The organism is Bradyrhizobium sp. 87, assembly GCF_023073015.1.
Taxonomy (GTDB): domain Bacteria; phylum Pseudomonadota; class Alphaproteobacteria; order Rhizobiales; family Xanthobacteraceae; genus Bradyrhizobium; species Bradyrhizobium canariense_D.
This window is the reverse complement of record NZ_JADPIQ010000133.1, coordinates 111,321-127,480: the sequence shown is the minus strand read 5'-3', so window position 1 is coordinate 127,480 and position 16,160 is coordinate 111,321. Positions and strand designations below refer to the sequence as shown.

The following is a 16,160-nucleotide window of genomic DNA, read 5'->3' as shown; positions in this document are numbered from 1 at the left end:
CATGGATTCCAGGATCATGACCGCGCTCGGCGACCGCGTGCTGGAGCTCGGGCCCAAGCCCGCCGCCGATCGTCCCTACAAGCACTTCAAGCTGACGCGCGACGCCGACGGTGTCGCCTGGCTGCTGTTTGACCGCACTGACGCCAGCGCCAACACGCTGTCCTCGGAGGTGATGGAGGAGTTCGACGCCGTGCTGGCGGCGATCGAGACCGAGCGCCCTGCCGGCCTCGTGATCCGCTCCGCAAAGCCGTCCGGCTTCATCGCGGGCGCCGACGTCAACGAATTTCGCGGCGCCAGTGACGCCGGGATGGTGGAGACGCGGATCCGCGCCGCCCATGCGGTGGTCGATCATCTTGAAGCGCTGAAGCTGCCGACGGTCGCGGTGATCCACGGCTTCTGCCTCGGCGGCGGGCTCGAAGTCGCGCTCGCCTGCCAATCGCGCATCGCGATCGACGGCGCGCGCTTCGGTTTCCCTGAGGTGATGCTGGGGCTACATCCCGGTCTCGGCGGCACCGCGCGTTTCACTGCGCTGGTCAATCCGACACAATCGATGGCCCTGATGCTGACCGGCCGCACCATTGATGCCCGCCGCGCCAGATCGCTCGGCCTCGTCGACACCGTGACGCAGGAGCGCCACGTTCGCAATGCCGTCAAGGATGCGCTGTTCGGCCGCCTCAAGAGGGCGCGGCCGGGTTTTCTGACGCGTGCGGCGAATTTCGGCCCGGTGCGCGGGCTGCTGGCCAAACGGATGCGATCGGAGGCGGCGAAGGCCGCGTCCCGCGAGCATTATCCGGCGCCCTATGCCTTGATCGATCTCTGGGAGACCCATGGCGGCAGCAAGGCCGCGATGCTCGGGGCAGAGCAGGCCTCGTTCGCCAAGCTGATGGTGACGCCGACCGCGCAGAATTTGATCCGCGTGTTCTTCCTGCGCGAGCAGATGAAGAAAGCGGCAGGCTCCGGCAACACGATCAGGCATGCCCACGTCATCGGCGCGGGCGCCATGGGCGGCGACATCGCGGCCTGGTGCGCGGGGCAGGGGGTGCGCGTCTCGCTCGCCGACATGAAGGCGGAGCCGATCGCGGGCGCAGTCAAGCGCGCCGCCGAGCTCTACGGCAAGATCATCCGCAAGCCGACCGAGGTGCGCGACGCGCTCGATCGCCTCATGCCTGACATGGATGGGGAGGGCGTCCGCAACGCCGATCTCATCATCGAGGCGGTCCCGGAGAAGCTCGAGCTCAAGCAGAAGGTCTATGCCGGCCTCGAGCCGCGAATGAAGCCGGGCGCGATCCTCGCGACCAACACGTCGAGCATTCCGCTGCAGGATTTGCGCACCACGCTGGCGCGGCCGGAGCGGCTGGTCGGTCTCCACTTCTTCAACCCGGTGTCGCGGTTGCAACTGGTCGAAGTCGTCAGCCATGACGGTAACGATACGCAGGTGCTGAAGGAGGCACTCGCCTTCGTCGGCGCGATCGATCGGCTGCCGTTGCCGGTGAAGAGCTCGCCGGGCTTCCTCGTCAACCGCGCGCTGACGCCTTACATGCTGGAAGCGATGGTGATGCTGGACGAGAAGATCGACCAGCGCCTGATCGACGCCGCCGCGGAGCAGTTCGGCATGCCGATGGGGCCGATCGAACTGGCCGACCAGGTCGGGCTCGACATTTGTCTCGATGTCGGCGACATGCTGCGCACCAAGTTCGGCGATCTGCTGCCGCCGACGCCGGCCTGGCTGCGCGAGAAGGTCGCCAAGGGCGAACTCGGCCGCAAGACCGGCAAGGGCTTTTACGTCTGGCGTGACGGCAAGGCCGAGAAGGCGCCGTTGCCCGAGACCGGTCCGCGCGTCACCGACCAGATGATCGACCGCCTGGTGCTGCCGATGTCCAACGTCTGCGTCGCGGCGCTTCGCGAGGGTATCGTGGATGATGCCGACATGGTCGACGGCGCCATGATCTTCGGCACCGGTTATGCACCGTTCCGTGGCGGCCCGTTGAATTATGCGCGCACGCGTGGCGTCGATCATGTCGTATCCACCTTGCGCGCGCTGGCCGGAAGATTCGGCGAGCGCTTTGCGCCGGATCCGGGCTGGGACAATTTCAAGTGAGCAATTTCAAGTGAGCAATCTTCAAGTGAGAGCGGCATGAACGAGCAAGCCGATGCCGGGCCGGGCGGCGATCTCTGCATTCGCACGCTGGCGATGCCTGCCGACACCAACGCCAACGGTGACATCTTCGGCGGCTGGCTGCTCAGCCAGATGGACGTCGGCGGCGGCGTGTTTGCGTCAAAGGTCGCGAAGTCGCGCACCGTGACCGTCGCCATCGAGGCGATGAATTTCCGCAAGGCCGTCTATGTCGGCGATCTCGTTTCGGTCCACGCCCACCTCGTTCGCGTCGGGCGCACCTCCATCACCGTGCATCTGGAAGCATGGGCGCTGCGCCGCGGCGAGCAGCAACCGTTCCTCGTCACCGACGGCAACTTCACCTACGTCTCGATCGACGAGCACGGCCGCCCGCAGCCGGTTCGCCCGACCGACACCGCGATCGCGACGTAATCGCACGCGGCGTTGCGCCTCATCTGTCTGATGCGTGCGGCAACACCAAACGCGGCGCGACTGAGTCCCGCCGCCGCGGCTTTGCCAGAACCAGTCATAAAACGGATGAGGTCCCGGCGTACTCCGTCGCGTGTCGATCCGGGGTGGAAACGGCGTCAAAATGCCCAGGAACCTTTGGGCAGAACTGCCGTTGTTTGCCCGCACTGAGGAATCCACGGACCATGCCGGACAGCTACATCATCGAAGTCGATTCGCAGACCGCAGGTATCGTCGTTCGTTCCCAGGGAGGCTACTGCTTTTTCGCCTCGTCCAGCCGCTTCAACCGTCTCGAAGGCCAGCTCTTCCGCAACGCCCGCGAAGCCGAGCGCGCCGCGCGCAAGCTGGTTAACGGTGATGTGAAGGAAGCGGCTTAGTCCTCCCGCGGGTCATTCCGGGCCGCGTGTGGCCCGAGAGGTGGGAATCTTTTGCCGCGAACTCTGCCTTCCCTTCTCGCCTTGTTGGAGAAGGTGGCGCGTAGCGCCGGATGAGGGGTCGTCTCCGCGAATTCCAATGCGAGAGGATTCGTTGTCGGACAGAAACCCCTCACCCGACTTCGCTTCGCGAAGCCACCCTCTCCCGCAACGGAGAGGGGAAGAGCCGTTGTTCACAACTTCGTCGCCGCCCGTGAGAGCAGCTTCCAGTCGTCGCCCTGCTTCTGCCAGTTCATCAGGATGTGAAGGTTGGTCGGCACTTTTTTCCCATCAGCCGCCATCTCTTGTTCCGCCACCCAGTGGAAGCGCACGATCGCGGCGGGGCCGACGACCTTGATGGTCGGGTCCTTGTACTCGATCGACAGGAATTTGGATTTGCCGTCGGTGGCGTTGGCGATGAAGGTCGCCTTGTCCTCGACCTTGCCGCTGGAATGGCTGTAGCTCACCTCTTCGGCGCAGAGTGCGCCGAGCGCCTTGGGATCGGCCGCGATCTGGGCGAGACGGAACGCCTCGACCTTCTTCGCCACGGCTTCCTCGTCGGCCGAGGCCGCCAGCACCGGTGTCGTGAGCGCTGAAACTGCAAGAGTGGAGACGGCAAGAGCTGGGACGGCAAGAGTCGAGAGAGCGAGATCGCGTCGGTTGATCGTCATCGTTTCCTCCTTTTTGGTCTTGCATGGAGTGTTGCAGTCGCACGCGACTTTGTCGAGGGTCGCGTATTGGTCATGCACGTGCGTCATTGCGCGATTGACGCTGTATTGATACGGCTTTCGTATTGATGCGTCATATATTCGGGAAAGTACGGACATGATCGAGGCTATCGGCAGGGCGTTGCTGTTCGACATCGACGGTACGCTCGCCAACACCGATCCGCTGCACTTGAAGGCGTTCAATCTGGTGCTCGGCCCTCGCGGCCACGTCTTCGATCACGCGCGCTTCTCCAGAGAGCTGCAAGGCTTCGCGAATGTATCGATCGGCGAGCGTTTTCTGCCCGACGAGGCGCCCGAACGGCGTGCCTTGATCCTCGATGAGAAGGAGGAAGTCTTCCGCACGCTTGTTGCCGGGCAGATCGAGCCGCTGCCGGGCCTGATGGCGCTGCTCGACAGGGCGGATGCGGCCGGTATTCCCATGGTTGCCGTGACCAATGCCCCGCGGCTCAATGCGGAGCTGCTGCTGTCCGGCCTCGGCATCACGCACCGCTTCAAGGCGCTCGTGATCGGTGCCGAGCTGTTGCACGGCAAGCCGCATCCGCTGCCTTATCAGGAAGGGTTGCGCTTTGCCGGCGCCAGCGCCATGGCCTCGATCGCGTTCGAGGACTCCCGCACCGGCGTGCAATCGGCCGCAGCGGCCGGCATTCCGACCATCGGTATCCGGACCAGCCTCAGCCATGCTGATCTCGTCGCCGCCGGGGCCATCGCCTCCGCCAGCGCCTTCGACGATCCGGAGCTGCTGGCGCGTCTCGCCGCCGCAATGGCGTGGTGAGGACCTTGGTCCGTTAACCGTGATCGGCGCGCGCATTGACCGAGCGCGCGAACCGCCGCACCATGCAGCTTCCTGACTTGAGGCCATCGCCGTGACCGGACTGACCCATCGCCAAGCCGAAATCCTCAACATCGCGCGAGCCTCGGGCCGCGTCATGGTCGAGGAGCTGGCGCGCCGGTTCGAGGTCTCGGCGCAGACCATCCGCAAGGATCTCAACGACCTCTGTGAGCGGCGCTCGCTGACCCGCATTCATGGCGGCGCCATCATCGCATCCGGCGTCGAAAACCTCGCCTACGAGGCGCGGCGCTTCGTCGCCGCCGACGAGAAGAAGGCGATTGGAGCCGCGGCCGCCTCGCTGATCCCGAACGGCTGCTCGCTCTTCATCAACATCGGCACCACGACCGAGGAGGTCGCGAGCGCGCTGACCTCGCACGAGGACCTCCTCGTTATCACCAACAATCTGAACGTCGCCATGCTGCTCTATCGTCATCCCCGCATCGAGGTGGTGGTCGCCGGCGGCACGGTGCGGCGCGCCGACGGCGCGGTGGTCGGCTCGACCGCGACGCAGCTGATCGGCCAGTTCAAGGTCGACTATGCCATCATCGGAGCGTCCGCGATCGACGAGGAGGGCGCGCTGCTCGACTTCGACTATCGCGAGGTGCAGGTGGCGCAGGCCATCATCGCCAACGCCCGCAGCGTCATGCTGGTCGCTGATTCCACCAAGCTCCGGCGCAGCGCGCCGGTCCGCATCGCGCATATCAGCCAGATCCAGACCTTCGTCACCGACCAGGAATTGCCAGAGCGCCTCGCCACCATCTGCCACGGCAAGGGCATCGAGGTGATGGCCGCGATGTCGAAGGGGGCGGACGTCGATGAGGCTCAGGCCGAGGCACAAGAAGCGCCCGAGGCCGCGCCGGTGGTGCGGCTGAGGTAGGACTATGGGTTGTCCCACGGGTTCAGCAGCGGCACGCCGAATACCGCAAAATCCTTCACATTGCGCGTGACGAGCATGAGGTTGTTTGCCAGCGCGGTCGCGGCAAAGAAGCCGTCCATGACAGACAATGCGAGACCGCTTCTGCGACTCTGAGCCATCAGGTCACCCCAGCGTTCCGCGACCGCGTGGTCGATCGGCAGTGTGCGCCCGGCAAAACGCTCCGGCAGATCGCGGGCAAGCCAGGCGGCCAGTGCTGCACGGCGACGGCCGTCCTCCAGCAACGCGATGCCGCGACGAAGCTCGGCGATCGATGCCGCGCTGATGAACGCAGGATCCTCGTCGATCGTATCAAGCCATGACAAGACTTTCGGCGAAGGGGCGGGCCTCTGGACCTCCGACAACACGTTGGTGTCGAGCAGTAGATTCACGGCAGCTCGTCGTGCGGCGCGTCGTGAACGCGTTCAAGCTCGAGGTCGCCGCTGCGCAGCGGCGAAGCCAGCAGGAATTCGGCCAAGGTACCTTTGCGCGCCGTCTTGCGCGCCCATTCCTCGACGGAAACGATCACCGCGTTGGGCTTGCCGTGTCGGGTGATGATTTGCGGGCCGGCTTGGGCACGATCGATCACCTCGGAGAGCCGGGCCTTGGCGTTGGCAAGCGTCCACGAGTCCGTCGCTGGTGAATCTGGTGCAGTGTGTTCCGTCATGCAAACAACGACCAATATGACTATTCTTACTAATAAGGGTCATCGACGACTTTTCAAGAGCAATAATGCCGCTCAAATCCCTCCTGAACTGCCTATTTCGCCCCCCGTGTGCCCGCTTAAAAGTTCCGCTTTCACTTCGTTTCTCTCCTCTTTCATCTTGCTTTCGTTTTCTGGTGTGATCTAATCAAAAGCGAAAGTAACCGCTCGATTGAACGGGCGGTCGCCGGGGGATGCGTCTGTTGGATCGTATTTTCGACCTCGCCATTATCGGAGGCGGTGTTAACGGCTGCGGCATCGCGCGCGACGCGGTGGGCCGCGGCAACACGGTTTTCCTGTGCGAAATGAACGATCTGGCGAGCGGGACGTCGTCCTGGTCGACCAAGCTGGTGCATGGCGGCCTGCGCTATCTCGAATATTACGAGTTCCGGCTGGTTCGCGAGGCGCTGATCGAGCGCGAGATTCTCTGGGGCATCGCGCCGCACATCATTCGCCCCCTGCGTTTCGTTTTGCCGCACCATGCGGGCCTGCGGCCAGCCTGGCTGCTGCGCCTCGGCCTCTTTCTCTATGACCACATCGGTGGCCGTCATCTGTTGCCGGCGACGCGCTCGGTTGACCTCCGACGCGACGAGGTCGGCCGCCCGCTGATCCCGAACCGCTACGGCCGCGCGTTCGAATATTCCGACTGCTTCGTCGACGACGCCCGTCTCGTCGTGCTCAACGCACGCGATGCCGCCGACAAGGGCGCCGAGATCCGCACCCGCACTCGCGCGACGGATATCAAACAGTCAGACGGCATCTGGACCGTCAGCATGATCGACACGCTGACAGGCGCGCGCTCGTCGATCCAGGCCCGTGCGGTTGTCAATGCCGGCGGGCCCTGGGTCGAGGATGTGCTCGGCCGCGGCGCCGGCGTCAACGCGAAAGCCAAGGTGCGCCTGGTGCAGGGCTCGCACATCGTCGTGAAAAAACTCTACGACCACGACCGCGCCTACATGTTCCAGAATGCAGATGGCCGCATCATCTTCGTCATTCCCTATCAGGACGATTTTACGCTGATCGGCACCACCGACCGCGACTATGACGGCGATCCCGCCAAGGTGAAGGCGACGGCCGAAGAGATCCAGTATCTCTGCACGGCGGCGAGCGAATATCTGGCCAAGCCTGTCACGCCCGATGACGTGGTTTGGACCTACTCCGGCGTACGTCCGCTCTATGACGACGGGGCCAGCGAAGCCAAGGCCGCGACGCGCGACTATGTGTTCGAACTCGACACGCCCGGCGGCGTGCCGCTGCTGTCGATCTATGGCGGCAAGATCACGACCTATCGCCGTCTCGCCGAGGAGGCGCTGGAGCGGCTCGCGCCCTATCTTCGCAGTGCGAAAGCACGCGAAGGCTGGACCGGCAAATGGCCGCTGCCCGGCGGCGACATGGGCGTGTCCGATGTCGACGGCCTGATCGCCGAGCTTCAGCGCGGCTATCCTTTCCTCAGCCACGAGCATGCGCGGCGCCTGGCGCGCGCCTATGGCACGAGGGCGATCAAGCTGCTTGGGGATGCGAAATCGGCGGTCGATCTCGGCCAGGCCTTCGGTGCGACGCTGACCGAGCGCGAAGTCCGCTATCTCATCGCCAACGAATGGGCCGTCACCGCCGAAGATATCGTCTGGCGCCGTTCCAAGCTCGGCCTGCGACTAAGTGCCGACGAGATCGCGGCGCTGGACGACTGGATCAGGACCCACGCCGTGCAGCAAAGTCCCCTGCTGGAAGCCGGAGGACGCTCATGACGGTGACACTCGATCACGTGACCCGGACTGTCGACGGGGTCCCACACATCCGCGACGTCTCGCTGACGCTCGAGAGCGGCACGCTCAACGTGCTGCTCGGGCCGACGCTGTCGGGCAAGACCTCGATCATGCGGCTGCTCGCTGGCCTGGACAAACCGACATCGGGCAAGCTGCTGGTCAACGGCAAGGACGTCACCGGGGTCGACGTGCGCCAGCGCTCGGTCGCCATGGTCTATCAGCAGTTCATCAACTACCCCTCGCTGTCGGTCTACGAGAACATCGCTTCGCCTTTGCGCGTGCAGGGCAAGCCGCGCGCCGAAATCGAGGCGCGCGTTGCGGAAGCCGCCCGGCTGCTCCGGCTCGAGCCGTTCCTGAAGCGCACGCCGCTCCAGCTTTCCGGCGGCCAGCAGCAGCGAACTGCGATGGCGCGCGCGCTGGTGAAGGGCGCCGACCTCGTGCTGCTCGACGAGCCGCTCGCCAATCTCGACTACAAGCTGCGCGAGGAACTGCGCACCGAGCTGCCGCGCATCTTCGAGGCCTCCGGCGCGATCTTCGTCTATGCCACCACCGAGCCGACCGAGGCGCTGCTGCTCGGCGGCAACACGGTGTGCATGTGGCAGGGAGAGGCGCTCCAGATCGGCGAGACTCCAAAGGTCTACCGTCATCCGCAGACCTTGCGGGTCGCGCAGGTGTTCTCCGATCCGCCGCTGAATCTCGTCGGCATCGAGAAGAAGAACGGTTCCGTGCAATATGCGGGCGGCATTGCCGCGCCGGCGTCCGGTCTCTATTCCTCGCTCGCGGACGGCGCCTATCGCGTCGGATTTCGCGCCCATCAGCTCGCACTTGCCAATGGCGAGACTGACCGCCACGCCTTCCATGCGACGGTAACGGTGACCGAGATCACCGGTTCGGAGAGTTTCGTGCATCTGACCCGCGACGGATCGAACTGGGTGGCGGTGCTGCACGGCGTGCACGAATTCGAGCCCGGCCAGACGCTCGATGCCGTGCTCGATCCCAACGACGTGTTCGTTTTCGATGCTGCCGACCGGCTGGTCGCGGCACCCGGTCCCATAGCGTTTTCAAGCGAAGTGCCGAGCGGTTCGCGTGAAGAAAACGCGTCAAAGAAAAAAGCCTGAGGGGGATGCGACATGGCCCGCATTGACCTCGTCGATCTCGCCCACTCCTACGGCGGCAATGATGCCCCGCAGGACAGCTTTGCTCTCAAGCCTGTCACCATGACCTGGCGGCAGGGCGGCGCCTATGCGCTGCTCGGGCCGTCCGGCTGCGGCAAGACCACGCTGCTCAACGTCATCTCCGGCATCATCACGCCGTCGCGGGGGAAAATCCTGTTCGACGGCGAGGACATCACACCGCTGTCAACCCAGAAGCGCAACATCGCCCAGGTGTTCCAGTTTCCGGTGATCTACGACACCATGACGGTGGGGCAAAATTTGGCGTTCCCTCTGAAGAACCGCGGCGTGCCGAAGGCTGAGATCGACAAGCGGGTCGCCGAGATCGGCCGCTTGCTCGACCTCGAGCCCTATCTGAACCGCAAGGCGACGCGGCTTACGGCCGATGCCAAGCAGAAGATCTCGCTCGGCCGCGGCCTGGTACGCTCCGACGTTGCCGCCGTGCTGTTCGACGAGCCGCTCACCGTGATCGACCCCGAGCTGAAATGGCAGCTCCGCTCCAAGTTGAAGGCGCTGCATCGCGAGCTCGACCTGACGATGATCTACGTCACCCACGACCAGACCGAGGCGCTGACCTTCGCCGACACCGTGGTGGTCATGCATGACGGCCGCGTGGTGCAGAGCGGCACGCCGGCCGAGTTGTTCGACAAGCCGGCGCACACGTTCGTCGGCTATTTCATCGGCTCGCCCGGCATGAACATCCTGCCGGCCGAGGTGAGGGGCCGTGAGGCCAAGATCGGCGGTCATGTGATCGCGCTCAACCGCAGCTACGACAAGCTGCCTGCTGGCGCAAAGATCGAGATCGGCGTCCGTCCGGAATTCGTTGAGGCCGTCGCGCCGGCGCCCGGCCTGCTCAGTGCGAAGATCGAACGCGTCGACGACCTCGGCCGCATCCGCTTCGCGCGCGCGCGGCTCGGTGACGCCAAGCTCGCGGCGCGCGCGCCGGCCGGCTTCACCAGCCCGGACGGCACGGCCGGCCTGAAATTCGATCCGTCGCACGTCCACGTCTATGCCGACAGCCTTCTGGTGGAGGGAGCCGCCTGATGGACAAGACTATCAACCAAAAAGCCTGGTTCCTGGTGCTGCCGGTGTTCCTGGTCGTCGCCTTCTCGGCAGTGCTGCCGTTGATGACGGTGGTGAACTATTCGATGCAGGACACCTTCGGCAACAACCAGTTCTTCTGGAACGGTGTCGGCTGGTTCAAGGAATTGCTCGATCCTTCGACCGATCTCGGCGGCCGCTTCCTGGCTTCGCTCGGCCGCAATCTGTTCTTCTCGCTGGTGATCCTCGCGATCGAGGTGCCGCTCGGCATCGTCGTCGCGCTGTCGATGCCGCGCCAGGGCTGGACGGTTGCGGCCTGCCTCGTCATCCTCGCGTTGCCGCTGCTGATCCCGTGGAACGTGGTCGGCACGATCTGGCAGATCTTTGGCCGTCCCGACATCGGCCTGCTCGGCTATGTCCTCAATGCGACCGGCATCGATTATAATTACGTCTCCAACGACATCGACGCCTGGGTCACGGTCATCGTGATGGACGTCTGGCACTGGACCAGCCTGGTCGCGCTGCTGTGCTATGCCGGACTTAAGTCGATCCCGGAGGCTTATTACCAGGCGGCGCAGATCGATGGCGCCTCGCGTTGGGCCGTGTTCAAGGCGATCCAGCTGCCGAAGATGAACCGCGTGCTGCTGATCGCGGTGCTGCTGCGCTTCATGGACAGTTTCATGATCTACACCGAACCGTTCGTGGTGACTGGTGGGGGGCCCGGCAATTCGACGACTTTCGTCTCGATCGAGCTGGTCAAGATCGCGCTCGGCCAGTTCGACCTCGGCAAGGCCGCCGCGCTGTCGCTGGTCTACAATCTCATCATCCTGATCGTCTGCTGGATCTTCTACACCGTCATGACCAACGCCGGCAGCGATCGGAAGCCGCAGGAAGGAGCCGTGTGATGCACTCGATCCCCGGCCGTCGCCTCATCATGGCGCTGTTCTTGATCTTCCTGCTGTTGCCGATCTACTGGCTCGTCAACATGAGCTTCAAGACCAACGCCGAGATCGTCTCGACGATGACGCTGTGGCCGCACGCGCCGACGCTCCAGCACTACAAGCGCATCTTCACCGATGAGAGCTGGTATTCCGGCTATATCAACTCGTTGGAATATGTCGTCCTCAACACCATCATCTCGATCTCGGTGGCGCTGCCGGCGGCCTACGCGTTCTCGCGCTACCGTTTCCTCGGCGACAAGCATCTGTTCTTCTGGCTGCTCTCGAACCGCATGGCGCCGGCCGCGGTCTATGCCCTGCCGTTCTTCAATCTCTATTCGGCGATCGGGCTGTTCGATACGCCCTGGGCGGTCGCGCTCGCGCACTGCATCTTCAACGTCCCGCTGGCGGTGTGGATCCTGGAAGGCTTCGTCTCGGGCGTGCCGCGCGAGATCGACGAGACCGCCTTCCTCGACGGCTATTCCTTCCCGCGCTTCTTCATCAAGATCCTGGTGCCGCTGATTGCGAGCGGCATCGGCGTCGCCGCCTTCTTCTGCTTCATGTTCTCCTGGGTCGAGCTGCTGCTCGCGCGCACGCTGACCTCGGTCTCGGCCAAGCCGATCGCGGCGATCATGACGCGCACGGTGTCGGCTGCGGGCATGGACTGGGGCCTGCTGGCGGCAGCCGGCGTGCTGACGATCATCCCGGGCGCACTCGTGATCTGGTTCGTCCGCAATTATATCGCGAGCGGTTTCGCGCTCGGTCGGGTCTAGGGAGGCATCAATGGAATGGATTGCATGGATGGCCTGGACGCCGCCGACGGCGATCTTTTTTGTCGCGCTCGCCTGCACGCTGGCTGTGATGACCTGGCTCGGGGTGGCTTATCCCGAAGCCGAGCGCGTCGGCGTGCTGCGCATCCCGACCACGCGCGGCGACCGCCTGTTCATCTCCCTGATCACGGCGGCGGTCATCCACTTGCTGTGGATCGCCTTCGCCGGCACCGACCCCCTCGCCACGCTGCCGATCGGCGAGGACGGAGTTGAAATTTCGCGCCTTTGGATCGCATCAGGAATTTCGCTGGCCACGGCCGTACTCATTTTCCGCACGGTCTAGCCCGCGAAGGAACGGCCAGATCCGGGACCAACCCGGGCCTGTAAAAAGTTTGTCGCTGCAACGGAGGAATAACATGCGGCAGTTTAGGAGAAGGGAACGTCCATTGACCAAGAATAGCTTTCTGACGATGTCCAGCGTCGCCGCCATCGTCGCGGTGTCGCTGGCCGTCTCGGCGCCGGTGCGCGCCGCCGACGACGCCGCGATCCAGAAGTGGATCGCGGAATTCCAGCCCTCGACGCTGTCGAAGGAAGACCAGAAGAAGGAGCTGGAGTGGTTCGCCAAGGCCGCCGAGCCCTTCAAGGGAATGGAGATCAACGTGGTCTCCGAAACCATCACGACCCACGAATATGAGTCGCAGACGCTGGCCAAGGCGTTCTCCGAGCTCACCGGCATCAAGCTCAAGCACGACATCATCCAGGAAGGTGACGTCGTCGAGAAGCTGCAGACCCAGATGCAGTCCGGCAAGAACGTGTACGACGGCTGGATCAACGATTCCGATCTGATCGGCACCCACTTCCGCTACGGCCAGACCATCGCGCTGTCGGACTATATGACCGGCGAGGGCAAGGACGTCACCGACCCCATGCTCGACGTCAACGACTTCATCGGCAAGTCGTTCGGCACGGCGCCGGACGGCAAGCTCTATCAGCTGCCCGACCAGCAGTTCGCGAACCTTTACTGGTTCCGCTACGACTGGTTCACCAACGCCGACTACAAGGCCAAGTTCAAGGCCAAGTATGGCTACGAGCTCGGCGTGCCCGTGAACTGGTCAGCCTACGAAGACATCGCCGAGTTCTTCACCAACGACATCAAGGAGATCAACGGCGTCAAGGTCTATGGCCATATGGACTATGGCAAGAAGGACCCCTCGCTCGGCTGGCGTTTCACCGACGCCTGGCTGTCGATGGCCGGTAACGGCGACAAGGGCATCCCGAACGGTCTGCCGGTCGACGAATGGGGCATCCGCATGGAAGGCTGCCGTCCGGTCGGCTCCTCGGTCGAGCGTGGCGGCGACACCAACGGTCCGGCCGCGGTCTACTCGATCACCAAGTACCTCGAGTGGATGAAGAAGTATGCTCCGCCGCAGGCCCAGGGCATGACCTTCTCCGAGTCGGGTCCGGTGCCGGCGCAGGGCAACATCGCCCAGCAGATGTTCTGGTACACCGCCTTCACCGCCGACATGGTGAAGCCGGGCATCGCCGTGATGAACGCGGACGGTACGCCGAAGTGGCGTATGGCTCCGTCGCCGCACGGTTCGTACTGGAAGGAAGGCATGAAGCTCGGCTACCAGGATGCGGGTTCGGCGACGCTGCTGAAATCGACTCCCCCGGATCGCCGCAAGGCGGCCTGGCTCTATCTCCAGTTCATCGTCTCCAAGACGGTGTCGCTGAAGAAGAGCCATGTCGGTCTCACGTTCATCCGTGAATCCGACATCTGGGACAAGTCGTTCACCGAGCGTGCGCCGAAGCTCGGCGGCCTGATCGAGTTCTACCGCTCGCCCGCGCGCGTGCAGTGGACCCCGACCGGCAACAACGTGCCCGACTATCCGAAGCTGGCGCAGCTGTGGTGGCAGAACATCGGCGATGCGTCGTCCGGTGCCAAGACGCCGCAGGCCGCGATGGACTCGCTTGCCGCGGCCCAGGACTCCGTCATGGAGCGTCTGGAGAAGTCGGGCGTGCAGGGCGCCTGCGGTCCGAAGCTGCACAAGAAGGAGTCGGCCGAGTTCTGGTTCGCCAAGGCCCAGAAGGACGGCACGATTGCCCCGCAGCGCAAGCTCGCCAACGAGAAGCCGAAGGGTGAGACGGTCGACTACGACACTCTGATCAAGTCGTGGCCGGCACAGCCCCCGAAGCGCGCTTCGCTGCAGTAAGGCACATCAGCATAACGACGAAAGGCCGGGAGCAATCCCGGCCTTTTTTCTTTGTGGCACACACTTTCAACATTCTCGGTGTCATCGTCCGCGAAGGCGGACGATCCAGTATTCCAGAGACGGGCGTGGTCGAACCCGGAAGCCACAGATTACTGGATGCCCCGCCTTCGCGGGGCATGACAGCGCATGCGTGGAGAAGAGGCTATTCCGCGGGTTCAGCGGCCAGCGTCGGGTAATCCGTGTATCCCTTCGCGCCGCCGCCGTAGAACGTGTTCTTGTCCCAGTCGTTCAGCGCCGCGCCCTGCTTCAGCCGCTCGACCAGATCGGGATTGGAGATGAACGGCTTGCCGAAGGCGATGAGATCGGCCGCGTTCGCCTCGAGCACCTTGGCAGCGAGCTCGAAATCATAGCCGTTGTTGGCGATGTAGGCGCCGGGGAAGCGCTTGCGCAGGCCCGCATAGTCGAACGGCGCGATGTCGCGCGGACCGCCGGTGGCGCCTTCGACGACGTGGAGATAGACGAGCTTCAGCGCGGCGAGGCCGTCGACGATATGGTCGTAGAGGGCCTGCGGGTTCGAATCCGAGATGTCGTTGGCCGGCGTCACCGGCGAGATGCGGATGCCGGTGCGATCGGCGCCAGCCTCCGCTACGACGGCCCTGGAGATTTCCAGCATCAGCCGCGCGCGGTTTTCAATGGAGCCGCCATAGGCGTCGGTACGCTTGTTGGTGCCGTCCTTGGCGAATTGTTCGAGCAGATAGCCGTTGGCGCCGTGGATCTCGACGCCATCGAAGCCGGCTTCGAGCGCATTCTTCGTGGCGCGCCTGAAATCGTCGATGATCCCTGGAATTTCGGAGAGTTCGAGCGCACGGGGCTCGGAGACGTCGGCGAAAGTGCCGTTGACGAAGGTCTTGCCCTTGGCGCGGATCGCGCTCGGCGCCACCGGCGCTGCGCCATTGGCCTGAAGGTCCACATGCGAGATGCGGCCGACATGCCAGAGCTGGATGAAGACCTTGCCGCCGCGCTGATGCACCTGATCGGTGACCTTGCGCCAGCCGGCGACCTGGTCCTTTGAGTAGATGCCGGGGGTGTCCTGGTAGCCTTGGCCCTGCTGTGAGACCTGGCTCGCTTCGGTAATCAGAAGCCCCGCCGAGGCACGCTGGGCGTAATAGTCAGCGGCGAGCGCGCCCGGTACGAAGGTGCCGGGAACGGCGCGGTTGCGCGTCAGCGGCGCCATCACGAAACGGTTCGCCAGCGTGATCGGGCCGAGCTTGTAGGTCTCAAACAATTTGGTCGAACGGCTCATGAGAATGCTTCCAGGCGGTGAGAGATCCGGAACACTTGTGCATTGCGGCAATCAGCGCAAGGGAGGAGCCATACAGAAACTGCAGGCGAGATGCGCAGCCGAGCCGCGCAGCATAGAGCATGTGCAATTTCAGCCGCAGCAGCAGATTCGATCTCCCGCCGCGGCCGTCTGAATAATCGCCTTTCAGTTCGCGCCGAGGAAATCGCGCTTGCCGATCTCGACGCCGGCGTGGCGCAGAAGGCCGTGGGCGGTTGCGGCGTGGAAATAGAAGTTCGGCAGCGAGAACGCGCTCAGGAATTGCTGGCCCTTCATGGTGATGGACTTGTCGGGGCCGGCCGGGAAGGTGACGTCCTTGGTGTCGGCGCCCTCGAACTGCTCGGGCTTGAACGATTTCACGTAGTCGATGGTCTTCGCCAGGCGCTGCTTCAACTCCGCAAAGCTGGTCTCGGTGTCCGGTGTGGAGGGCACGTCGCTATGGGTCAGCCGGGCGCAACCTTTGGCTGCGAAATCGCTGACCAGCTGGATCTGCTTCGAGAGCGGCAGCATGTCCGGAAACAGGCGGGAGCCGAGCAGGACGGCGGGATCGACCTTCTTGGCCGCACAATGCGCCTCGGCTTTCGTGAGCAGGCCAGTCAGGCTGTTCAGCATTTGCAAATAGGCGGGAACGACGGCGTCGTGGAAAGACATGTGATGCTCGCTCTTGTGGTGGGAAATCTCAGGAGAAACCTGAGCTACTCACATGGGAACGTCATGGAAAAATACAATCGCCGGAGGGGCTTGTGCAGTGCGAAAA

17 protein-coding genes are annotated in these 16,160 nt (G+C 63.9%); 12 read left to right on the top strand and 5 right to left on the bottom strand.

The genetic code is table 11. The features are described 5' to 3' along the window. Window position 1 precedes the first annotated feature (1 nt). The 3 genes from IVB50_RS35675 to IVB50_RS35665 all read left to right on the top strand — a co-directional run bounded on the left by IVB50_RS35675 (window position 2) and on the right by IVB50_RS35665 (window position 2,958). Window positions 2–2,098, top strand: coding sequence for a 3-hydroxyacyl-CoA dehydrogenase NAD-binding domain-containing protein (locus tag IVB50_RS35675; RefSeq protein ID WP_247299594.1), 2,097 nt, complete (start codon window positions 2–4; stop codon window positions 2,096–2,098). Between the two features lie 36 nt (window positions 2,099–2,134). Continuing rightward, window positions 2,135–2,545 carry an acyl-CoA thioesterase gene (locus IVB50_RS35670; protein ID WP_018454990.1) on the top strand — a complete coding sequence of 137 codons (411 nt, stop codon included), beginning with the start codon at window positions 2,135–2,137 and terminating at the stop codon, window positions 2,543–2,545. A gap of 221 nt (window positions 2,546–2,766) precedes the next feature. After that, window positions 2,767–2,958, top strand: a complete 192-nt coding sequence (locus tag IVB50_RS35665) for a hypothetical protein (RefSeq protein ID WP_018454989.1) — start codon at window positions 2,767–2,769, stop codon at window positions 2,956–2,958. Window positions 2,959–3,188: 230 nt separating this feature from the next. Here IVB50_RS35665 and IVB50_RS35660 read toward each other — a convergent pair whose 3' ends face one another. Further along, window positions 3,189–3,665, bottom strand: a complete 477-nt coding sequence (locus IVB50_RS35660) for a nuclear transport factor 2 family protein (protein WP_026232853.1) — start codon at window positions 3,663–3,665, stop codon at window positions 3,189–3,191. A 154-nt stretch (window positions 3,666–3,819) separates the two neighbouring features. On the opposite strand from IVB50_RS35660, the gene IVB50_RS35655 reads away from it, so the two are divergent. Together IVB50_RS35655 and IVB50_RS35650 are read left to right on the top strand one after the other, a co-directional pair. Beyond that, window positions 3,820–4,494 (top strand): HAD-IA family hydrolase, encoded by a 675-nt coding sequence (locus IVB50_RS35655; protein ID WP_018454987.1) that lies wholly within the window; start codon window positions 3,820–3,822, stop codon window positions 4,492–4,494. A 91-nt stretch (window positions 4,495–4,585) separates the two neighbouring features. Beyond that, a complete protein-coding gene (locus IVB50_RS35650) occupies window positions 4,586–5,428 on the top strand; it encodes a DeoR/GlpR family DNA-binding transcription regulator (protein WP_247299592.1) in 843 nt (280 codons plus the stop codon). A gap of 2 nt (window positions 5,429–5,430) precedes the next feature. Here the strand turns inward: IVB50_RS35650 and IVB50_RS35645 are convergent, their stop codons facing one another. Further along, the gene (locus tag IVB50_RS35645) at window positions 5,431–5,856 is read right to left on the bottom strand and encodes a type II toxin-antitoxin system VapC family toxin (RefSeq protein ID WP_247299590.1); all 426 of its coding nucleotides are present in this window, start codon (window positions 5,854–5,856) and stop codon (window positions 5,431–5,433) included. Next, the gene (locus tag IVB50_RS35640) at window positions 5,853–6,131 is read right to left on the bottom strand and encodes a type II toxin-antitoxin system Phd/YefM family antitoxin (protein ID WP_018454984.1); all 279 of its coding nucleotides are present in this window, start codon (window positions 6,129–6,131) and stop codon (window positions 5,853–5,855) included. Before IVB50_RS35640 ends, IVB50_RS35645 begins: the two co-directional genes overlap by 4 nt. A gap of 230 nt (window positions 6,132–6,361) precedes the next feature. Between IVB50_RS35640 and glpD the strand changes: the two genes are divergently transcribed. The 7 genes from glpD (at window position 6,362) to IVB50_RS35605 (ending at window position 14,064) form a co-directional block, all read left to right on the top strand. Beyond that, window positions 6,362–7,912, top strand: coding sequence for a glycerol-3-phosphate dehydrogenase (glpD, locus tag IVB50_RS35635; RefSeq protein ID WP_085361305.1), 1,551 nt, complete (start codon window positions 6,362–6,364; stop codon window positions 7,910–7,912). After that, window positions 7,909–9,048, top strand: coding sequence for an ABC transporter ATP-binding protein (locus tag IVB50_RS35630; protein ID WP_018454982.1), 1,140 nt, complete (start codon window positions 7,909–7,911; stop codon window positions 9,046–9,048). Before glpD ends, IVB50_RS35630 begins: the two co-directional genes overlap by 4 nt. Window positions 9,049–9,060: 12 nt before the next feature. Beyond that, on the top strand, window positions 9,061–10,146 hold the full coding sequence (locus IVB50_RS35625; RefSeq protein ID WP_018454981.1) for an ABC transporter ATP-binding protein: 1,086 nt from the start codon (window positions 9,061–9,063) through the stop codon (window positions 10,144–10,146). Further along, entirely contained in the window at window positions 10,146–11,048 is a 903-nt protein-coding gene (locus tag IVB50_RS35620) for a sugar ABC transporter permease (RefSeq protein ID WP_018454980.1), read from the top strand. Before IVB50_RS35625 ends, IVB50_RS35620 begins: the two co-directional genes overlap by 1 nt. After that, window positions 11,048–11,854 carry a carbohydrate ABC transporter permease gene (locus IVB50_RS35615; RefSeq protein ID WP_018454979.1) on the top strand — a complete coding sequence of 269 codons (807 nt, stop codon included), beginning with the start codon at window positions 11,048–11,050 and terminating at the stop codon, window positions 11,852–11,854. Before IVB50_RS35620 ends, IVB50_RS35615 begins: the two co-directional genes overlap by 1 nt. Before the next feature lie 10 nt (window positions 11,855–11,864). Beyond that, window positions 11,865–12,194, top strand: a complete 330-nt coding sequence (locus IVB50_RS35610; protein WP_018454978.1) for a DUF2160 domain-containing protein — start codon at window positions 11,865–11,867, stop codon at window positions 12,192–12,194. Window positions 12,195–12,321: 127 nt separating this feature from the next. Continuing rightward, window positions 12,322–14,064 carry an ABC transporter substrate-binding protein gene (locus IVB50_RS35605; protein ID WP_039799251.1) on the top strand — a complete coding sequence of 581 codons (1,743 nt, stop codon included), beginning with the start codon at window positions 12,322–12,324 and terminating at the stop codon, window positions 14,062–14,064. A 202-nt stretch (window positions 14,065–14,266) separates the two neighbouring features. On the opposite strand, the gene IVB50_RS35600 is transcribed toward IVB50_RS35605, so the two are convergent. Together IVB50_RS35600 and IVB50_RS35595 are read right to left on the bottom strand one after the other, a co-directional pair. Continuing rightward, window positions 14,267–15,367: an alkene reductase gene (locus tag IVB50_RS35600; RefSeq protein ID WP_085361306.1), complete on the bottom strand. Its 1,101-nt coding sequence runs from the start codon at window positions 15,365–15,367 to the stop codon at window positions 14,267–14,269. A gap of 183 nt (window positions 15,368–15,550) precedes the next feature. Continuing rightward, on the bottom strand, window positions 15,551–16,054 hold the full coding sequence (locus IVB50_RS35595; protein WP_204513817.1) for a DUF1993 domain-containing protein: 504 nt from the start codon (window positions 16,052–16,054) through the stop codon (window positions 15,551–15,553). Between the last annotated feature and the right edge of the window lie 106 nt (window positions 16,055–16,160).

Bases quoted from the DNA above. Each gene is read 5' to 3' on its own strand.
- IVB50_RS35675 (WP_247299594.1), top strand. From the start codon at position 2: ATGGATTCCAGGATCATGACCGCGCTCGGCGACCGCGTGCTGGAGCTC.
- IVB50_RS35670 (WP_018454990.1), top strand. From the start codon at position 2,135: ATGAACGAGCAAGCCGATGCCGGGCCGGGCGGCGATCTCTGCATTCGC.
- IVB50_RS35665 (WP_018454989.1), top strand. From the start codon at position 2,767: ATGCCGGACAGCTACATCATCGAAGTCGATTCGCAGACCGCAGGTATC.
- IVB50_RS35660 (WP_026232853.1), bottom strand. From the start codon at position 3,665: ATGACGATCAACCGACGCGATCTCGCTCTCTCGACTCTTGCCGTCCCA.
- IVB50_RS35655 (WP_018454987.1), top strand. From the start codon at position 3,820: ATGATCGAGGCTATCGGCAGGGCGTTGCTGTTCGACATCGACGGTACG.
- IVB50_RS35640 (WP_018454984.1), bottom strand. From the start codon at position 6,131: ATGACGGAACACACTGCACCAGATTCACCAGCGACGGACTCGTGGACG.
- glpD (WP_085361305.1), top strand. From the start codon at position 6,362: ATGCGTCTGTTGGATCGTATTTTCGACCTCGCCATTATCGGAGGCGGT.
- IVB50_RS35630 (WP_018454982.1), top strand. From the start codon at position 7,909: ATGACGGTGACACTCGATCACGTGACCCGGACTGTCGACGGGGTCCCA.
- IVB50_RS35625 (WP_018454981.1), top strand. From the start codon at position 9,061: ATGGCCCGCATTGACCTCGTCGATCTCGCCCACTCCTACGGCGGCAAT.
- IVB50_RS35620 (WP_018454980.1), top strand. From the start codon at position 10,146: ATGGACAAGACTATCAACCAAAAAGCCTGGTTCCTGGTGCTGCCGGTG.
- IVB50_RS35615 (WP_018454979.1), top strand. From the start codon at position 11,048: ATGCACTCGATCCCCGGCCGTCGCCTCATCATGGCGCTGTTCTTGATC.
- IVB50_RS35610 (WP_018454978.1), top strand. From the start codon at position 11,865: ATGGAATGGATTGCATGGATGGCCTGGACGCCGCCGACGGCGATCTTT.
- IVB50_RS35605 (WP_039799251.1), top strand. From the start codon at position 12,322: ATGTCCAGCGTCGCCGCCATCGTCGCGGTGTCGCTGGCCGTCTCGGCG.
- IVB50_RS35600 (WP_085361306.1), bottom strand. From the start codon at position 15,367: ATGAGCCGTTCGACCAAATTGTTTGAGACCTACAAGCTCGGCCCGATC.
- IVB50_RS35595 (WP_204513817.1), bottom strand. From the start codon at position 16,054: ATGTCTTTCCACGACGCCGTCGTTCCCGCCTATTTGCAAATGCTGAAC.